The sequence below is a fragment of the Ferrovibrio sp. GW821-FHT12B10 genome, from assembly GCF_058807515.1.
Genome location: NZ_JBXAQT010000001.1, coordinates 3240581 through 3253538, shown reverse-complemented (window position 1 = coordinate 3253538; position 12958 = coordinate 3240581). Strand labels below are relative to the sequence as shown.

11 protein-coding genes and 1 tRNA gene are annotated in these 12958 nt (G+C 63.9%); 1 reads left to right on the top strand and 11 read right to left on the bottom strand.

Going from position 1 to position 12958, the window contains the following annotated elements; translation table 11 throughout:
• Window positions 1-10: 10 nt before the first annotated feature.
• Window positions 11-87, bottom strand: a tRNA-His gene (locus AC1RRT_RS16225).
• A 137-nt stretch (window positions 88-224) separates the two neighbouring features.
• Between AC1RRT_RS16225 and AC1RRT_RS16220 the strand changes: the two genes are divergently transcribed.
• Window positions 225-719 (top strand): hypothetical protein, encoded by a 495-nt coding sequence (locus AC1RRT_RS16220; RefSeq protein ID WP_493014848.1) that lies wholly within the window; start codon window positions 225-227, stop codon window positions 717-719.
• Here AC1RRT_RS16220 and AC1RRT_RS16215 read toward each other — a convergent pair.
• The 10 genes from AC1RRT_RS16215 to AC1RRT_RS16170 all read right to left on the bottom strand — a co-directional run bounded on the left by AC1RRT_RS16215 (window position 709) and on the right by AC1RRT_RS16170 (window position 12956).
• Complete coding sequence (locus tag AC1RRT_RS16215; RefSeq protein WP_493014847.1) at window positions 709-1512, bottom strand: hypothetical protein; 804 nt, start codon at window positions 1510-1512, stop codon at window positions 709-711. The genes AC1RRT_RS16220 and AC1RRT_RS16215 overlap by 11 nt on opposite strands.
• 2 nt (window positions 1513-1514) lie before the next feature.
• Window positions 1515-3221 (bottom strand): hydantoinase B/oxoprolinase family protein, encoded by a 1707-nt coding sequence (locus tag AC1RRT_RS16210; protein WP_493014846.1) that lies wholly within the window; start codon window positions 3219-3221, stop codon window positions 1515-1517.
• Window positions 3222-3226: 5 nt separating this feature from the next.
• Complete coding sequence (locus AC1RRT_RS16205) at window positions 3227-5269, bottom strand: hydantoinase/oxoprolinase family protein (protein WP_493014845.1); 2043 nt, start codon at window positions 5267-5269, stop codon at window positions 3227-3229.
• 11 nt (window positions 5270-5280) lie between these two features.
• The gene (locus AC1RRT_RS16200; RefSeq protein WP_493014844.1) at window positions 5281-5982 is read right to left on the bottom strand and encodes an ABC transporter ATP-binding protein; all 702 of its coding nucleotides are present in this window, start codon (window positions 5980-5982) and stop codon (window positions 5281-5283) included.
• Window positions 5982-6746, bottom strand: coding sequence for an ABC transporter ATP-binding protein (locus AC1RRT_RS16195; RefSeq protein WP_493014843.1), 765 nt, complete (start codon window positions 6744-6746; stop codon window positions 5982-5984). The genes AC1RRT_RS16200 and AC1RRT_RS16195 overlap by 1 nt, the downstream gene beginning before the upstream one ends.
• Window positions 6743-8623 (bottom strand): ABC transporter permease, encoded by a 1881-nt coding sequence (locus AC1RRT_RS16190; protein ID WP_493014842.1) that lies wholly within the window; start codon window positions 8621-8623, stop codon window positions 6743-6745. The genes AC1RRT_RS16195 and AC1RRT_RS16190 overlap by 4 nt, the downstream gene beginning before the upstream one ends.
• 117 nt (window positions 8624-8740) lie before the next feature.
• Window positions 8741-9952 (bottom strand): ABC transporter substrate-binding protein, encoded by a 1212-nt coding sequence (locus AC1RRT_RS16185; RefSeq protein WP_493014841.1) that lies wholly within the window; start codon window positions 9950-9952, stop codon window positions 8741-8743.
• Between the two features lie 57 nt (window positions 9953-10009).
• The gene (locus tag AC1RRT_RS16180; protein ID WP_493014840.1) at window positions 10010-10594 is read right to left on the bottom strand and encodes an amino acid synthesis family protein; all 585 of its coding nucleotides are present in this window, start codon (window positions 10592-10594) and stop codon (window positions 10010-10012) included.
• The gene (locus AC1RRT_RS16175) at window positions 10591-11472 is read right to left on the bottom strand and encodes a UPF0280 family protein (protein ID WP_493014839.1); all 882 of its coding nucleotides are present in this window, start codon (window positions 11470-11472) and stop codon (window positions 10591-10593) included. The genes AC1RRT_RS16180 and AC1RRT_RS16175 overlap by 4 nt, the downstream gene beginning before the upstream one ends.
• Window positions 11469-12956, bottom strand: coding sequence for a 6-hydroxynicotinate reductase (locus AC1RRT_RS16170; RefSeq protein WP_493014838.1), 1488 nt, complete (start codon window positions 12954-12956; stop codon window positions 11469-11471). Before AC1RRT_RS16170 ends, AC1RRT_RS16175 begins: the two co-directional genes overlap by 4 nt.
• Window positions 12957-12958: the final 2 nt, after the last annotated feature.

Sequence of the window (12958 nt, the reverse complement as noted above, 5' to 3'; positions counted from 1 at the left end):
TTAGAATTTATGGGGCGAGGAACGGGACTTGAACCCGCGACCCCCAGAGCCACAATCTGGTGCTCTAACCAACTGAGCTACCCCCGCCACAGGTACGCGCTTCATAAACCGGGCCTATTACCCGGGTCAAGCGTCCTCGGGCCGCCCCTCGCCCGGTTCTCCATAACTTTTGCCGGTAATTCAGCACCTTGTGGGGATTTTCGCTCTCCGCTAAGACAATTGGCATGTCTAGCTTCCTGCTGATCATCGCTGCCTTCCTGGTCGGGATCCCGGGCGCTGTCTTTATCGTGCTGCATCTGATTGGTCAGCATAAGAGGCAGATCATGGCCTATGAGTGGAGCTCAGCCGAAGTGATCCGGCGCGGCCAGCGCCTGGACGAACTGGAGAAGTTCACCAAGACCGCCCAGAGCAAGATCGCCGAGCTGAGCAAGCAGAAGATCGAACTGGAGGCGCAGGTCGCCAAAATGGAAAAGCTGGCCAGCGAAGCCGTGGCCAAGGAAGCCAACACCAAGACCTTCAGCGTCGGCATCTTCAACCAGGAAGTCCGCCGCGCCCATATGATGGGCGAAAAGCATCGTCAGCTCGACGACAAGTGGGGCGACATCAACTATCTGGAACTGCAGGCGTCCAACGAAGACGAAGTGCGCCGCACCATGATGCGCAAATTCCCGCCCGAGCGCGGTTTCGTCATCGAGTCCGTGCAGGAGGTCAGGAAGTAACGCCGGCCCCGCCAAGCTGCGTAGCCTGTACCGTCATTTCCAGCCCAGCTTCGTTATCGATCTCGCCGCGTGGCGCCACCGGCCAGATCCAGCTTTTGTCCGCATCCGGCAGCGTCACCCCCAGCACCGCGCTCTCGCTCAGCACCGTCTCGCCGGCCCGGCTGCGCCAGACCCGCTTGGCATCGGCGACGAGGCCGACCGGACAGCCGAAGGCGGCAAGCCCGGCCAGATGCGCCCGGATGATGTCGCGACCGAAGCTGTCGGCGCCCGTATTGGTGATGCCCTGCTTGCGCACGTGATCCATCGGCAGCAGCGGCAACTGCGACAGGATGTTGAGCGACAGCACGCAGTCGGGCGGCACCGGATCGAGTTCCTGCATCGCATCAGCGGGGGCAATCGGCAGCGGCATGCCGCGCCGCCATTCCGCCAGCGCCTCGACCACGCCGGTCACATCGGCCAGCCGCAACTCCACATTGGCAAAGCGCTTCGCCGCGCGCCGCGCGCCGCCCAACAGCGCGATATCGAAGACCACGACACGGCGGAATAGCGCGGAAAGCTCGGCCAGCGGCAGATCGGCGAGCGTGCCCGCCCCCAGCAGCCAGACAGTGTCATGGCGCTTGCAGCCTTGCGCCACCTGCAGGGCGAAGGCACGCGTATTGGCCTCGTGCTCGGCCCAGGCTTTCGCACACCGACGCCGCCGCGACCACAGACTTACGGCTGCCTTGGCATAGCCGAGCTGCCGTGCTGGCGGTTCAGCGGCAACACCTGCCCAGACCGCCAGTTCGGCCAGCATGATTATTCAGCAGCGGATTTGACGGGACCGCGGAAGCGCTCGGCGATCTGTTGCGGCGTATAATAGCCGCGCTCGATATCGCGGGCGATCTCGGCCGGATCGCGCTTGGACGGATCGCCATAGCCGCCGCCGCCCGGCGTGGAGACATGCACGCGGTCGCCGGTCTTGATCTCGATATCCTGATCCTTGGACAGATGCGGCGGCACATAGGCGCCCTTGGCCGTCTCGATCCTCACGGTATTGAAGCCGCCATCCTCGCCGCCCAGCACGCCGCGCGGGCCGGTGCGGCCGTGATCCATCACCATCGAGGCGCGCGCTTCGCCACGGCGCAGACGAATGGTGTAGTTGACGCCGAAGCCGCCGCGATGTTCGCCGGCACCGCCCGAACCCTCATGCAGCGAGTATTCCTCGAACAAAACGGGGTAATACTGCTCCATCACCTCGATCGGCGTGGTCTTGGAAATGCCGATGGTGGAGCAGCCATTGCTGATGCCATCGCCGCCATGCCAGCCGCCATAGCCGCCACCGGAGATCACATACATCACATAACTGCGATCACGCTTGGGGTCGTAACCACCCAAAGCAAGATTGCCCGAGGTGCCGGCGGGCGCGGCAAACAACCGATCCGGCATCGCCTTGACCAGCGCGTTGAACACGGCCTCGGCGATGCGCTGGCTGACTTCGGCCGCGCAACCGGAAACCGGGCGCGGGTATTTGGCATAGAGGAAGGTGTCGTGCGGGTCCTTCACCTTCAGCGGCTCAAACGTGCCGGCATTGATCGGCACATCGGGGAAGATGTGCTTCACGGCCAGGTAGATCGAGGAATAGGTGGTGGCGATGACGCTGTTCATCGGGCCGCGACAGGGCGGGCTGGAGCCCGTCATGTCGAAATGCATTTCCTCGCCGGTCTTGGTGACCTTCATCTTGATCAGCAACGGCTCGTCGATCACGCCATCGGAATCGACCACGCCCTCGCCCTCATAGACGCCGTCGGGGATGGTGCGGATACGGGCACGCATCTGCTGGCTGGCGCGCTGCTTCAGTTCCTCGATGGCTTGAGCCACCACATCGGCGCCGTAGCGGTCGAGCAAAGCGGTCAAGCGCTTCTCGCCGATGGTCAGGGCCGCTGCCTGCGCCTTGATGTCGCCGATGCGCTGGTCGGCGATGCGAATGTTGCTGAGGATGATGGAAAGGATTTCCTCGTCCAGCTTGCCTTCCTTGTAGAGCTTGACCGGGGGTAGACGCAGGCCCTCCTGCTCCACTTCGGTGGCATTGGCCGAGAAACCGCCCGGCACCATGCCGCCGATATCGGGCCAGTGGCCGGTATTGGCCAGCCAGGAGAACAGCTTGCCTTTGTAAAAGAAGGGCTTCACGAAGCGCACATCCATTAGATGGGTGCCGCCAAGATAGGGATCGTTGACGATATAGATATCACCCGGCTTGGGCGCCAGCATAGGAATATTGCGGGCGCGCTCAATCACCGCCTGGGTGGAGAACTGCATGGTGCCGACGAAAACCGGCAGGCCAAGCTCGCCCTGCGCAATCAACTCGCCGGTCTCACCATGATAGATACCGTCGGAGCGGTCGAGCGCTTCGGAGATCACCGGCGAGAAGGCGGCACGGCAGAAGGCCAGGTCCATCTCATTGCAGACCTGCTGCAGGCCATTCTGGATGACGACGAGGGTAACTGGATCAATCGGTTTTGCCATTGTCCCTACTCCGCACTGATGGCGACGATCAGGTTGCCAAGCCTGTCGACACTGACCTGATTGCCCGGCTCGATGACCACGGTGGTGTCGAGCTGCTCCAGGATCGCCGGGCCGGCGAAGCTGGCACCACGCGGCAACCGTTCACGGTCATAGACCGGCGTCTCCTGCCAGCCGCCATGATCATACCATACCTGACGGCTGCCTTTCCTGGCGCCAGCGACATCCTTGGCCGGCTCGGCGGCCAGCAGACGATCCAGCGACAATTGCGCCCGGCGGCCAATCACGGCGGTATGAAGATTGACCAGCACGGCGCGAATTTCCGGCAGCTCGACCTCGAAACGCTGCCAATAGGCTTCGTCGAAGGCCTTCTGCAGGGCGTCGCGGGTGATCTTTTTATCGGGCACGGCCACGGTCAGCAGATGGCTCTGACCCTGGAACTGCATATCGGCGGTGTGCAGAACCTGGATTTCCTCGACCGGCACGCCGTCGCGTTCGATGGTCGCACGCCCCTCGACCACCTGCGCCTCCAGCACTTCGGCCACCAGGCCCTCTTCCAGCACCGACAGCGGCTTGTTCACCGTGCGCACATAGTCATGGCGCAGATCGGCCACCACGCAGCCCAGCGCATTGGTGATGCCCGGCCGCGCTGGGATCAGCAGTTTCGGAATCCCCAACTCGCGCGCCAACGCGGCGGCATGCAGCGGCCCGGCGCCACCAAAGGCGAAGAGCGCGAAATCGCGCGGATCATGACCACGGCTGAGACTGACCATGCGGATCGCGCCGGCCATCTTGTCATTGGCAATGCGCAGGATGGCAGCCGCGGCATCATCGGTGCCGATACCGAGCGGCTTGCCCACATCGCGCTGGATCGCGTCCTTCACATCCTGCAGCGACACCTTGCTGTCGACTGCAAGCAGCCCGTCGGGATTGAGGCGGCCGAGCGCCAGATTGGCGTCGGTGATCGTCGGCCGCGTGCCGCCTCGGCCGTAACAGATCGGACCCGGGCGCGCGCCAGCACTTTCCGGCCCCACCTGCAGCATGCCAGCCTCGTTAATGAAGGCGATCGAGCCGCCGCCCGCGCCGATGGTATGCACATCGACCATCGGCACATGGATCGGCATGGCGTATTCGAGTTCCAGTTCCGACGACACCTGCGGCACGCCATCCTGGATCAGGCCCACATCCGAGGACGTGCCGCCCATGTCATAGGTGATCACGTTCGGCAAGCCGGCGGCGCGCGCGGTATAGGCCGCCGCCATCACGCCGGATGCCGGCCCCGACATCACGGTGTTCACGGCGGTCTCGGCCACGATGCCGGCGGCAATCGTGCCGCCATTGCCCTGCATTACGAGCAGATCGCGGCTGAATCCCTTGCCCTTCAGTTCGCCATTCAGGCGCTCGATATAGCGGTGCAGCACCGGCTGCACGGATGCATTCACGCAAGCCGTCGTACCGCGTTCGTATTCGCGGTATTCCGACAGTAGTTGATGCCCGGCGGTGAGGTAGCTGTTGGGCCAGACCTCGGCGCAGATCTCGAGCGCGCGCTTCTCGTGGCTCTGGTTGATGTAGCTATGCAGGAAATGGATCACCAGCGCTTCGCAACCGGCCTCCTTCAGCTGGATCGCGGCGACGCGCACGGCCTGCTCATCGAGAGGGATAACCACGTCACCATCGGCATCCATGCGCTCGGGCACTTCGAGGCGCCACTGGCGCGGCACCAGCGGCTCGAAGCTGCCGGTCAAGCCATAGGGCTGCGGACGGGTGCGGCGGCCGAGCTCGAGGCTGTCGCGAAAGCCCTTGGTGGTGATCAGGCCGATCCTGGCCACCTTGCGCTCGAGCAGCGCATTGGTGGTCGTGGTCGTACCATGTACGATGGTGTCGGTCTGCGGCAGGGCGATGCCGCCCTTCTCCAAGGCAGCCAGAACGCCGAAGGCCTGGTTGTCGAGTGTGGTCGGGACTTTCGCCAGCGCGACCAAACCCTTCTCCGGTTCGATGCCGATCAGATCGGTGAAAGTCCCGCCGACATCGATTCCGACAATCCAGCCCATGCTTACGCTCCTCAAACCGACAGATACTGTTCGCGCACCGCCGCATCGGCAGCGAGTTCGGCCATGGTGCCCGAATAGCGGATACGACCCTTCTCGATGATGTAGGCGCGGTCGGCCACCATCTGGGCGAAATGCAAGTTCTGCTCGGACAGCAGCACGCAAAGCCCTTCCGCCTTCAACTGAAGAATCGTGCGCGCCATCTGCTCGACGATCACCGGCGCCAGACCTTCCGACGGCTCATCCAGCAGGATCAGGCGCGGATTGCCCATCAGGGTGCGCGCGATGGTCAGCATCTGCTGCTCGCCACCCGACATGCGGCCACCGGGACGGTCCTTCATGCGGCCAAGATTGGGAAACAGTTCGAACAGACGCTCGGGCGTCCAGGTCGGCGCACCGTCGCGCGGCTTCTGCCGGCCGACCTCCAGATTCTCCATCACGGAGAGATCGGTGAAGATGCGACGATCTTCCGGCACATAGCCGAGCCCCAGCCGGGCGATGCGATGCGGCGACAGGCGATCGATGCGCACACCATCGAAGCTGATCTCGCCGCTCTGCGCCGCAACCAGACCGATGACCGATTTCATCGTGGTCGACTTGCCGGCGCCGTTGCGGCCCAGCAGTACGACCACCTCGCCCGGATGGGCGTTCAGCGCCAGGTCGGCCAGGATATGGGCGCGGCCGTAATAGGTGTGAAGGCCTTGAACGTTCAGCATCAGTGCGCCTCCCCGAAGACGGCACCCGAACCAAGATAGACCGCCTGCACCTCCGGATTGGCGCGCACCTGCTCCGGGCTGCCTTCGGCGATCAGGATGCCACGATTAAGCACGATGATGCGGTCGGCCTGTGCGAAGACCACGTCCATGTCATGCTCGGTGAACAGCACGGCGATATCGTCCTGCCGCGCCAGCTTCGCCGTCAGTTCCATCAGGGCGATACGCTCGTTCGGCGCCATGCCGGCGGTCGGCTCATCCATCAGCAGCAACTTGGGCTGGTTCGCCAGTGCGATGGCCAGCTCGACGCGCTTGAGATCGCCATAGGCCAGGATGCCGCAGGGCCGTTCGCTCTGGTCGGCCATGCCGACACGGGCCAGCAGCGCCATCGCCTCGTCGCGATACAGCATGTTGGCCGGCCGCCAGAAGGACATCAGCCCGTTATGGAAGGACAGCAGCGCCATTTGGATATTCTCGCGCACGGTCATGGAGTTGAACGTGGCCGTAATCTGGAAGGTGCGACCGACGCCCATGCGCCAGATATCGCGCGGCTTGAGGCCTGCAAGATCATGGCCGCTCAGCGTCACCGTGCCGCTGTCGGGCCGCAACTGGCCGTTCAACATATTGAAGCAGGTGCTCTTGCCGGCGCCATTGGGGCCGATCAGTGCCAGCAGTTCGCCGGCCGCAACCGAGAAACTGACATCCTGCACGGCCTTCACGCCGCCAAAGGCCTTGTTGAGGCCGGCCACGCCCAGAACAGCGGTCATGGCGCAACCTCCTGCCGGTCGCGGCGCCGCTGCATGATCCAGCCGCCGGCCTGCTTGAGGAAGCCGGCGATGCCCTGCGGGAAGACCAGCACGATGACCAGGATGGTGAGTCCGAGGATGGCGCGCCAGTATTCGGTATTGCGCGCGATCGAATCCTGCAGCCAGGTGAAGACCGCCGCGCCCGCCACCGGGCCGGTCAGGGTCTGCACGCCGCCCAGCAGCACCATCACCAGGCCATCGACCGAGCGCGGCACGGCCAGCGTCTCGGGCGAGATGCTGCCCTTCGAGAAGGCGAACAGTCCGCCGGCCAGACCGGCAAAGGCCCCGGCGAGCGTGAAGCCGAACCACTGGAAACGGCGCACATTGATGCCGATGGCATCAGCGCGCAGCGGCGAGTCACGGCCGGCACGCAGCACATAGCCAAACGGCGCATGCACCACGCGCCAAAGGAAGATGATGCTGGCGACGCAGATGGTCAGCGCCACGTAGTAGAAAGCCGTTCGGTTCTTCAGCCAGTCGCTGGGCCACAGGCCGATCAGGCCGTTGGAGCCGCCAGTGAAGGCGTCCCACTGATAGATCACCGACCAGGCGATCTGCGCGAAGGCGAGCGTCAGCATGGCGAGATAGACGCCCGAGAGCCGCACGCAGAACCAGCCGAACAGCAGCGCGCCGAAACCGCCGGCCAGCGGCGCGCCGAGCAACGCCAGTTCCATCGGCAGCTTGAGCTTGAGGAAAGCCAGCGCCGCGCCGTAGCAGCCCAACCCGAAATACGCGGCATGGCCGAAGCTGACCATGCCTGACGGCCCCATCAGGAAATGCAGGGTCGCAGCGAAGAGCGCGAATACGGCGATGTCGATCAGCAGCACCAGGGTGTAGCTGTCGCCGCCCAGCGGCATCAGGCCAAGCAGCACGACCACGCCGAGCACTGCCATCCAGAAGGTCTGATTCAATGGATAGAGCGGTGGCTCGACCATGAAGGCGCCACGCTGGGCACCCTGCTGCTTGCCAAGCAGGCCCCAGGGCCGCACCACCAGCACGACGGCCATGATGACAAACTCGACCACCAGGGTGAACTTGCTGAAAGAGAAAACCGTGCCGAAGATCGTCACGTCACCCATGCCGATGCAGAAGGCCTTGGCCTGTGCGATCAACAATGCCGCGAGGAAAGCGCCGCTGATGGATCCCATGCCGCCGACCACGACGACCACGAAGGCATCGGAGATCACTGTGATGTCGAGCATCAGCTGGGCCGGCTCACGCGGCGTCTGGATCGCGCCGCCCAGACCGGCCAGGAAAGCGCCGAGGAAGAATACGCTGGTGAACAGCCAGCTCTGGTTGACGCCGAGCGCACCGACCATTTCGCGATCCTGCGTGGCGGCGCGCACCAGCGTGCCCCAGCGCGTGCGGTTCATCAGCAGCCAAAGCAGCCCCAGCACCAGCGGGCCAATGACGATCAGTAGCAGGTCGTATTCGGGGAAGCGCTTGCCCATGATCTCGACGGCGCCGCGCAGGCCGGGCGCGCGCGGACCGAGCAGATCTTCGGCTCCCCAGACATACAGCGCGACATCCTTGATGATCAGCACCAGCGCAAAAGTGGCCAGCAACTGGAACAGTTCGGGCGCCTTGTAGATGCGGCGCAGCACGAGCACCTCGATGACGATGCCGATAACGCCGACGGCGACGGCGCTGAGCAGCACGCCGGCCCAGAAATTCGGGATCGAGCCGCGGCCAAAGACATTGATCAGGCTCCAGGACAGGTAGACGCCCAGCATGTAGAGCGAGCCATGCGCGAAATTCACGATGCGGCTGACGCCGAAGATGATCGATAAGCCGGCGGCGACCAGGAACAGCGACGACGTGCCGGCAAGGCCGTTCATGAATTGGATGACAATATTGGCGAGCAAAGCCGGGCCCCGGATCAGGCTGGAGGAAAGGAACTCCCGCCGGCCAAAGCCGGCGGGAGACAGGCGTCAGATCAGGCTTATTCGGCCGCCTTATTCAGCAGGACGCATCTTGGCGACATCGGCATCCGAGGGCAGGAACTTCGCGCCATCGGCGTAGTACCAGTCGGTCATGATGCCCTTGCCGTTCTTCAGGCCCAACTTGCCGACATAGGCGCCCATGGTCGACTGATGATCCTGGGTGCGATAGGTGATGTCGCCCAGCGGGGTCGAATGACTTAACCCCTTCATCGCCGCCACCAGCTTTTCCATATCGAGCGTGCCGGCCTTCTTGATCACGGCGGCAGCGCTCAGCACGGTGGAGTAGCCGACGATCGAGCCCAAGCGCGGATAATCCTTGAACTTGGCCTGATAGGCGGCCAGGAACTTCTTGTGCTCGGGTGTGGCGATGTCCTGCCAGGGATAGCCGGTCACGTACCAGCCCACCGGCACTTCATCTTCCAGCGGATCGAGATATTCCGGCTCGCCGGCCAGCAGGTTGAAGCCTTCCTTGCCCTTGAACAGGCCGCGCGTGTTGCCTTCACGCACGAACTTGGTCAGATCGGCGCCGAACAGCGAGGAGAAGATCGCATCCGGCTTGGCGGCGGCGATGGCATCAGCCACCGCACCCGCTTCGATGCGGCCCAGCGGCACGGCCTGCTCAGTGACGAACTCGATATCAGGCTGCTTTTCCAGCATCAGCTTCTTGAACGCCGCTGTGGCTGACTGGCCGTATTCGTAGTTCGGGTAGACAATCGCCCAGCGCTTTTTCTTCACCTTCAGGGCATCAGGCACCAGCATGGCCGTCTGCATGTAGGTCGAGGCGCGCAGGCGGAAGGTGTACTTGTTGCCCTGGTCCCAGACGATCTTGTCGGTCAGCGGCTCGGCGCCGATGAACAGCGTCTTCTTCTCCTTGGCGAAGCTGGCAACCGCCAGGCCGATGTTGGAGGGGAAGGTGCCGATCAGGAAAGACACCTTCTCGCGGGTCAGCAGTTCCTCGGCCAGACGCACGGCATCGGCGGGGTTGGCGCCGTCATCACGGATGACGATTTCCATCTTCTTGCCGAGCAACCCGCCCGAGGCGTTGATCTCCTCGACGGCCAGTTCCATACCCTTCTTGTAGGGCTCGAGGAAGGCGGCGAAGACCTTGTAGGAATTGATCTCGCCGATCTTGATGGTGTCCTGCGCCTGCGCGCCCCCGGCCACCAGGCCATACGCAGCGATACCGAATGCTGCACTCCACTTCAACCAGGTCCTGCGGTTCATGTAAGCCCCTCCTGTGTGTGTATTGTGGAAACCTCAAACGCGTAAGCTAATCCCGTTTTATCGCTGACCGTCCTCGCCCTTGATTTCGTGCACCTGCAGACCGCCGACGCGCGCATGCACGCGGCCGCCGGTGCTCATGGCGAGGATGAAGGCGATCTCGTTGTCGCGCGGGCCATCGGCGACGCCCCATTCGATGGCGTCGAAATGGCTGCGCACATAAGCCGCATTGACGTGATGCAGCGGAATGTCGATCCGCGCGCCCGGCCCGCCCACTTTCGTCGTGGACGGCACGATGGCCTTGGCATTGCCCAGGATCTCGCGCATCGAATAGCCGCCGGGCACATGCCACAGCGCGCCATGCTCCAGCTCGCCACCGGCGCCGATCAACGCGCCCTTGCCATAGGCTTCGATGGCCTTGGGGTCATTGCCCAGCGCCGCCACCAGACGCCTGGTCAGATCGAGACCAAGCGGCTTCAGCGCATCCATCATCGGCGTGATGTCGGCTTCATAGCGGCCAGCATAAGGATTCTTCACCAGCGCCCCGATCACGCCACGACGCGGGGGCTTGCCCGCCTTGGGGCCGCCGTCATGGAATATCTCGTCCGTGATACAGACGATCTTGCGAACCTCGACCAGACTCATCCCTGCCCCATTACTTTCTGCTGCACCAGCAGGTTTTCACCGCCGACAATCCTGCTCTCGCCCTGCAGCGACAAAAATGCGGCCTGAATCAGGCCGCTGCGCCATAAATCCTGCGCGCGTGCGACACCAGCCGACAAGGCCCGCTCAACCGCAATAATTGGCAGTGTACCTACGGATACCGTCACCGGCAGCGCGCCGAGATCGCTATCATCCCGCAATGAGTGTGCGGGCTGCCGCTGAATCGCGTCATGCTCCACGGTCACCGCATTGGCAATAATGGTTGCCGCCGCATCGGCCATGGCGGCGTTTTCCGCCAGCACTGTGACCGCATCGGCGATGCCCAGCGAGAATGAGCGACCACGCCAGCCCGATGTGGCGATGCCGCGCGCCGGCTGGACTGAGTCGAGCGTGGCGATCGCGTCGAGATGCGGCAGGTCCGGATTGCAGACCACGGCGGCACGCAGGCTTTCGCCGGCCGAGAGATGGAAGGCGATGTCGCCGCCGTTGTTCACATAGGCGCGCGCAAGATCGTTATCGCGCAGCATCGCGGCCAGAACCTCGTCGGCCACCGAACCGGCCACTGCCGCCATCGGTGTAATAAAGACAGTGCGATACGGCCAGCAGGCAGATGCCATGCGACGCGCCACCGGACCACGGAACAGCGGATGCGCCGCCCCCAACGGCTGCCTCAGGTCGACAAGCTCGCTCACCAATACGGCGAGGATATCCTGGAAGCGCGTCACGGCCTGATCGTAGGCGCGTGCGACAGAGCCCCGTTCGCCAAAGGCCCCGATGATCAGATCGATCGGGCCATGCTGCAGATGCAGGCGGCGACTCTGTCCGTCGAGCCATGTGGCGGTGGGCCCTGCGCCGCTCATGGCTGCTCCTCCGCTGTGGGCCGCGTGATCGGCCAGGGATTGTCCGCACGTTGCGCTAGCCGGTTCAGGCGCCCGCCCTGCAGCACGTCGGAAAGCTGAACGACGTAATCCATATGGCCGCCGAGCGCGGCGTAATCGGCTTGGCTCATGGTGAATTCAATCGGTGCGACCAGTGCCGGAGTCGGCACATAGCCGAAGGAATTGTCGGGCATGCGCGCCACATCGACCATGTAGGTGATGCCGCCGCCGGGCCAGACATAGACCGGCGCGCCGCCGGACGTGACGCGGGTCAGGCGATCCTTCACCGAGATGGTGAGCCGCACGGGATTCTCGGTGACGCCGGCGCGCAGGCTACCGCCCGCGCCAGCCATGAACAGCACGGTGCAAAGCGAAGGCTCGCAATTCTCGGCGATGCGGTCGACCACGGTGCGCACCGGAGCCGGCATCTCGGCCGGCTGCGGCTTCAACTGATCATCCAGCACGAACCAGGCGCTGTGCTCTCCGGTGGTCGAGACCATCAGCAGCTTCATGCCGGGCCAGGCCGTCTTGGCGTCGATGGCTTCGATGATCTCCAGCGGATCGGACACATTGGTGCCGCCCCAGCCCAGACCGGGTTCGGCCACCTGGAAATAGCGGCCAGGCGTTGACTTGCGACCGCGTACGCGGATGCCGGCCAGCGGCATGTCGAGGAAGCGGCCGGCCTGATGCTCGCTCAGCACGCCGGTGATGTGGTCATCCACCACGATCACCTCGTCGGCATGGCCGAGCCACTGCTTGGCGAAGATGCCGATGGTAGCCGAGCCGCAGCCGACGCGCATGCGCGCTTCAGGCGTGCCGTTCACGATCGGCGGCTTGTTGGCCTGGATGGTGACTTCCGCGCCGCCATCGATCTGCACCGTGACCGCCTGCTTGTTGCACAGCGCCAGCATGGCGTCGCAGGTAGTATTGCCTTCCTTCTTGCTGCCGCCGGTCAGGTGATGCACGCCGCCCAGTGAGAGCATCTGCGAGCCATATTCCGCCGTGGTGACATGGCCAATGGCCTCGCCGTTCACGCGCACGGCCGCCTGTTCTGGGCCGAGATGGCGATCGGTGTCGATCTTTACCTTCACGCCGCAATAGCTGAAGATTCCTTCAGTGACCACCGTGACCATGTCGACACCGTCATGCTGCGACGACACGATGAAAGGCGCGGGCTTGTAATCGGGATAGGTCGTGCCGGCGCCGATGCCGGTGACAAATACCGGTGCAGGCGCGGCGACGCTGCCGTTCCAGCCTTCCGACCCGGAGAGGAACGGTACCACCGCGCCTTCGCTGGCGGCGCGTTCGGTGACAACCAGCGGATCAACGCGGGTCAGTATCCCTTCGACATTGGCATAGCGATCGCAGGCACCGGCCTTGCCGGGCCGGATGCGGCAGAGCACAGGGCAGGCATCGCAACGGACGACGTCGTCTTTCGGGGCGGTTTCGGCGACGGCGTGGCTCATGC

What these genes read in the sequence shown, in the direction of transcription:
- AC1RRT_RS16185 (WP_493014841.1), bottom strand. Translation starts at nt 9,952, where the DNA reads ATGAACCGCAGGACCTGGTTGAAGTGGAGTGCAGCATTCGGTATCGCT.
- AC1RRT_RS16200 (WP_493014844.1), bottom strand. Translation starts at nt 5,982, where the DNA reads ATGCTGAACGTTCAAGGCCTTCACACCTATTACGGCCGCGCCCATATC.
- AC1RRT_RS16215 (WP_493014847.1), bottom strand. Translation starts at nt 1,512, where the DNA reads ATGCTGGCCGAACTGGCGGTCTGGGCAGGTGTTGCCGCTGAACCGCCA.
- AC1RRT_RS16170 (WP_493014838.1), bottom strand. Translation starts at nt 12,956, where the DNA reads ATGAGCCACGCCGTCGCCGAAACCGCCCCGAAAGACGACGTCGTCCGT.
- AC1RRT_RS16190 (WP_493014842.1), bottom strand. Translation starts at nt 8,623, where the DNA reads ATGAACGGCCTTGCCGGCACGTCGTCGCTGTTCCTGGTCGCCGCCGGC.
- AC1RRT_RS16180 (WP_493014840.1), bottom strand. Translation starts at nt 10,594, where the DNA reads ATGAGTCTGGTCGAGGTTCGCAAGATCGTCTGTATCACGGACGAGATA.
- AC1RRT_RS16175 (WP_493014839.1), bottom strand. Translation starts at nt 11,472, where the DNA reads ATGAGCGGCGCAGGGCCCACCGCCACATGGCTCGACGGACAGAGTCGC.
- AC1RRT_RS16220 (WP_493014848.1), top strand. Translation starts at nt 225, where the DNA reads ATGTCTAGCTTCCTGCTGATCATCGCTGCCTTCCTGGTCGGGATCCCG.
- AC1RRT_RS16205 (WP_493014845.1), bottom strand. Translation starts at nt 5,269, where the DNA reads ATGGGCTGGATTGTCGGAATCGATGTCGGCGGGACTTTCACCGATCTG.
- AC1RRT_RS16210 (WP_493014846.1), bottom strand. Translation starts at nt 3,221, where the DNA reads ATGGCAAAACCGATTGATCCAGTTACCCTCGTCGTCATCCAGAATGGC.
- AC1RRT_RS16195 (WP_493014843.1), bottom strand. Translation starts at nt 6,746, where the DNA reads ATGACCGCTGTTCTGGGCGTGGCCGGCCTCAACAAGGCCTTTGGCGGC.